Genomic DNA, 2196 nt, shown 5'->3' on the forward strand with positions numbered 1-2196 from the left:
CGAAGGCCTGCGCCGCACCAAGCGCGCCCAGCGGCGCGGCGAAGGCTGCAGCCAGTCCCGCCTGAAGCAGATGGCGCCGGTCCAGTCCTGAACCGCTGCGCTTATTGTCGTTGTCCATCAGTCCCCGCTCCTGCGCTGGCACAGCTCCGCCGCTTACGCAACGTGCCGCGTTGCGCATGTTCCGTTCGGAGATGCGTTGAGAGAATGTCGTTCTGCGGCGGTCATGTGCCGCGTTGATGCGATGCGCAAATCATGCGGCGCACGCGACGCATCGTCAATGAAATGGAATTTCGAATGTTGCGCGAAGCGAAGTCATTATCTCCATCGCCGCACGCGGCAACGATGAAAGGATTTTTGCGAATGCGGCTGGCAACTCCGCGCGAGGCGACCACACATGTGCATCATTCCTGTGCATCTCGCCCTCGCAAGCATGCCGTCTTCTCGCGCGCGGCCATTCGATGAAACGTCCTTGCCTGACGCACGCGCAATACGGACGGCCATTTCATTGACTGCGCACAGCGCGATCATAGACTTGATCGTCTCGCTGCATCGTTCGCTCACACGTCGTGAGCAAAGCAACAAGACAGGCCACATGCGCATCAACTCCCGTCGTCATCCCATCACCCGCCGTCTCGCGGCATCGCTGCTTGCCGCCGCCGTCACCTTGTCGACGACTGCCGCATCGTTCGCGGCCGACACCGTCGTGCTGCGCGTCGGCGACCAGAAGGGCGGCAACCGGTCGCTGCTCGAGATCTCCGGCTACGCGAAAGACTTGCCCTACAAAATCGAATGGTCGGAATTTCCCGCGGCCGCGCCGATCCTAGAAGCGCTCAACGCCGGTGCGCTCGACGTCGGCTATACCGGCGATCTCTCGTTCCTGTCGGTCTATGCGGCCGGCGCGCCGATCAAGGCAATCGGCGGCACCAGGTCGGACGCGAAGACGCAGGCGATTCTGGTGCGCCAGGATTCGCCGATCAAATCGGCTGCCGATCTCAGGGGCAAACGGCTCGCCGGCACGCGCGGCGGCTGGGGCCAATGCCTGATCGACGCCACGCTGGAGAAAGCAGAGATCAAGCTGGAGGATGCGACCTTCGCACCGCTGGGGCCGGTCGACGCCAAGATCGCGCTGCTCGCCGGCTCGATCGATGCTTGGGCGGTGTGGGAGCCCTACGTGTCGTTCGCGACGCTGAAGGACAAGGCCCGCGTGATCGCCGACGGCGAAGGCCTCACGCCGACCATCACCTTCATCGTCGCATCCGACAACGCCATCGCGACCAAGCGTGCAGCGGTGCAGGATCTGGTGCAACGGCTGAACAAGGCGCGGCTATGGTCGCTGGATCATGTTGCCGAGTACGCCAGGAACACGGCCGAGCTGACCAAGCTGCCGGAGGACGTGCTGCTTTCGGCCTACACCGCACAGCGCACCAGCCCGATCGTGATCGACGAGAATGTGGTGAAGGAGGTGCAGGCGGCCTCCGACCGCTCGACGCGTTACGGCATCCTGCCGAAGACGCTGGACGTGACTAAAGCCGTCGACCGCAGCTTCACCGCAGCGGCCGCCCAATCGAACTAGACGTGATGAACTTCGGACGAGCCGCGGGCTCGCTCAACCTCTCCCGCTTGCGGGAGAGGTCGGCGCAGCCGGGTGAGGGCTCTCTCCTCTTGGGGGTTCTCGCGCGTGGAGACACCCCCACCCCAACCCTCCCCCGCAAGCGGGAGAGGGAGCGCACCGTGTTCCTGGCGATAGGCGAACCCAGCAAGGCTGGAGGCGGCCACATGCGCGCAGTTCGTCTCAAAGCCGGCCCGTTGCATCTCGCCGCGATCGTGCTCCTGCATTTCGCCTGCATGAGCCTGATCGTCTGGCTCTCGCTCTAGCCGCGCGAGATGCTCACCAATACCGGCGATAATAGTGCCGGTGATAGACCCGGTACGGCCGGGAATAGCCGTAGCCATAGCCGTAATATGGGCGATAGGGCCGATAGTATCGCGGATAGGCCGGGGCATAACCATAGCCGCCGTAGTACGCCGGGGCGTAGCCATAGCCATAGCCCGGATAGCCATAGCCGCCGTAATACGGTCCGCCGCCATAATAGCCGTAGCCGTAAGGTGCGCCGCTGGCGATGGCACCGCCGATGATCGCGCCGGCTGCGAGGCCACCGAGGCCCCATCCCCAGCCGCCGCCGCGCCAATGCACCG

2 protein-coding genes are annotated in these 2196 nt (G+C 64.3%); one reads left to right on the forward strand and one right to left on the reverse strand.

Features of this window, described 5'->3' with window-relative positions:
* Positions 1 to 592 precede the first annotated feature (592 nt).
* Positions 593 to 1573, forward strand: a complete 981-nt coding sequence (locus tag MOV74_RS36515) for an ABC transporter substrate-binding protein (protein ID WP_246932166.1) — start codon at positions 593 to 595, stop codon at positions 1571 to 1573.
* A gap of 315 nt (positions 1574 to 1888) precedes the next feature.
* On the opposite strand, the gene MOV74_RS36520 is transcribed toward MOV74_RS36515, so the two are convergent.
* A partial coding sequence (locus tag MOV74_RS36520) for a hypothetical protein (RefSeq protein WP_246932168.1) occupies positions 1889 to 2196 on the reverse strand: 308 nt, incomplete at its 5' end.

The sequence above is a fragment of the Bradyrhizobium sp. SHOUNA76 genome, assembly GCF_023006445.1.
Lineage (GTDB): Bacteria > Pseudomonadota > Alphaproteobacteria > Rhizobiales > Xanthobacteraceae > Bradyrhizobium.